Source organism: Synergistaceae bacterium, assembly GCA_012728235.1.
Lineage (GTDB): Bacteria > Synergistota > Synergistia > Synergistales > Synergistaceae > JAAYFL01.
Window position 1 is genome coordinate 1 of the sequence record JAAYFL010000069.1, and the last position, 3,027, is coordinate 3,027.

A 3,027-nucleotide genomic window follows, 5' to 3' on the forward strand; every position below is an offset into this window, starting at 1 on the left:
GAAACACACGAAGGCGCAGCAACAATGGACTGGATGGAGCAGGAGCGTGAACGTGGAATCACAATTACCTCTGCAGCAACTACTTGTTTTTGGAAACATTGTTTGATTAACATAATTGATACACCCGGACACGTGGACTTTACAGTAGAAGTTGAACGCTCCATGAGAGTGCTTGACGGAGCTGTTTCTGTCTTCTGTGCGGTTGGTGGTGTCGAACCTCAATCTGAAACCGTCTGGAGACAGGCTGATAAGTATAGCGTGCCGAGAATTGCCTTTATTAACAAAATGGACAGAGTCGGGGCTGACTTTAATTCTGTAGTTGAGCAAATAAAAGAAAGATTGGGAGCTAATGCACTTCCGATTCAATTGCCGATAGGTGTAGAAGATGGTTTCTCGGGAATGATAGACCTCATAAAAAGAAAAGCAATAATGTATGACGACGCTTTGGGTTCAGAATTCCATATTGCAGAAATCCCTGCCCAGCTCATCGAAGAAGCCGAAATAGCGAGAACCTCTTTAATAGAAGGACTTGCTGATTTTAGTGATGAAATGATGGAGCTTTATTTAGAGGGAGAGGAAATTCCGGAAGAGCTGTTACACGCTACTCTGAGAAAAACCACAATAGCTCTTGATGTAATACCTGTCATGTGCGGTTCAGCATTTAAAAATAAAGGTGTGCAGCCATTGCTTGATGCTGTTATTGAGTATCTGCCATCTCCTTTGGATATGCCTCCGCTTTTAGCAACAGATCCTTATGACAGCGAGAAAACTATTGAGATTCATCCTACAGCAGATTCACCTTTTACCGCTTTGGTATTTAAAATCATGGTGGATCCGTTTGTAGGCAGACTAGCCTTTTGTAGAATATATTCCGGTAAAATTGAAAACGGAATGTCTATATACAATGCGACTACAAGGAAACGTGAGCGTATAGGCCGAATTCTACAAATGCATGCTGAAAAAAGAGAAGAGCTTGAATCTTCACAAGCAGGCATGATTGTAGCCATTCCTGGATTAAAGCAGGCAAGAACTGGCGACACTCTTTGTGAAGAAAAGAATCCTGTATTGCTTGAGAACCTGATATTCCCTGAGCCGGTTATCTCTCTTTCAGCTGAACCGATGAGTAAGGCTGATCAGATAAAACTATCAAAGGGACTTGAGGCTCTTTCTGAAGAAGATCCGACGTTCCGTGTATCAGTAAATGAAGAAACAGGACAGACTATCATTAGCGGAATGGGAGAACTGCACCTTGAAATAATAGTAGAGAGACTTCGCAGAGAGTTTAAGGTTGAAGTCAAAGTAGGTCGTCCGCAGGTTGCATATAGAGAAACGATTAAGAAAGCTGCATCAGCTCAGGGTAAGTTTGTTCGTCAGTCCGGAGGAAAGGGACAATTTGGAGACGTAGTCTTAGAAATAGAGCCCTTGCCCGGAGGGAAAGGATTTGAATGGGTTGATAAGATAGTTGGAGGAGTCGTTCCCAAGGAATACATACCCGCGGCCCAAAAAGGTGTTGAAGAAGCACTTAACAACGGGATTCTTGCGGGGTACCCCGTGATAGGAATAAAAGTTTCAATTGTTGATGGAAGCTATCATGAAGTTGATAGTTCCGAAATGGCGTTCCGCATCGCAGGTTCAATGGCTATCAAGGAAGCGATTAAAGGCCGATCCTGTAATGATGGAACCGATAATGGCAGTTGAAGTTGTTGTTCCAGAAGAATACATGGGAGATGTAATAGGAGACTTACAGTCTCGCCGTGGGAAAGTATCAGAAATGGGAGTAAGGGCAAATGTTAGAGTAGTTAAAGCGTTTGTACCTTTAGCGGGGATGTTCGGCTATGCAACAGACCTCAGAAGTAAAACTTCAGGTCGTGCTTCATATACGATGACTTTTGATCATTATGATGAAGTGCCAAAAAGTGTAGCAGAAGAACTTCTTACGAAATAATATAGAAAACAGTAAAAAATTAAAAATTAAGCACGAATTATTAGAGGGAGGAAAGAAGCAATGGCAAAGGAACATTTTGTACGTAATAAGCCCCACCTTAACATTGGAACGATAGGACACATTGACCATGGTAAGACGACCTTAACAGCGGCGATCACGAAGACGCTTGCTCGTAAAAACGAGGCTGCCTTCATACCATATGACATGATTGACAAGGCACCGGAAGAAAGAGATCGCGGAATCACGATCAACATCTCACACGTTGAATATGAGACAGAGAACCGTCACTATGCACACATCGACTGTCCGGGACACGCCGACTACATCAAAAACATGATCACAGGAGCCGCCCAGATGGACGGAGCGATTCTTGTTGTATCAGCAGCAGATGGCCCCATGCCCCAGACCAGAGAGCACGTACTTCTTGCTCGTCAGGTCAGCGTTCCTGCACTTGTAGTATTCATGAACAAATGTGACATGGTAGACGACCCAGAACTACTAGACCTAGTAGAAATGGAAATCAGGGACCTACTCAATCAGTACGACTTCCCCGGAGACGATATTCCTATCGTACGTGGAAGCGCACTCAAAGCCCTTGAATCAGACGAAGACAACGACTGGTCAGCCCGCATAGTTGAACTCATGCAGGCCTGTGATGACTTTATTCCTGCACCGCAGAGACCTCTAGACCAGCCCTTCCTCATGCCCATAGAGGACGTATTCACCATCTCCGGTCGCGGCACCGTTGTAACCGGTAGAGTTGAAACAGGAGTCATCAAAAGCGGAGACGAAGTAGAAATCGTAGGAATCAGAGACACTCAGAAAACCACAGCGACAAGCCTTGAAATGTTCAGAAAGATACTTGACGACGCTGAAGCTGGCGACAACGTTGGAGTACTCCTCCGCGGTACCGGCAAAGACGAAGTTGAGCGTGGACAAGTACTTGCCAAACCTGGCAGCATCAAACCGCACAAACACTTCAAGAGCGAAGTCTACGTACTTAAGAAAGAAGAAGGCGGCCGTCACACACCGTTCTTTACAGGTTACAAACCCCAGTTCTTCTTCCGTACGACAGACGTAAC

Annotated in this window: 1 protein-coding gene and 1 pseudogene; both read left to right on the plus strand. The window is 44.8% G+C overall.

What is annotated here, in order from left to right:
• A pseudogene (gene fusA / locus GXZ13_05155) lies at positions 1 to 1,945 on the plus strand (elongation factor G).
• 60 nt (positions 1,946 to 2,005) lie between these two features.
• Positions 2,006 to 3,027, plus strand: a 1,022-nt coding sequence (gene tuf / locus GXZ13_05160; GenBank protein NLX75206.1) for an elongation factor Tu, incomplete at its 3' end; no start/stop codon positions are given.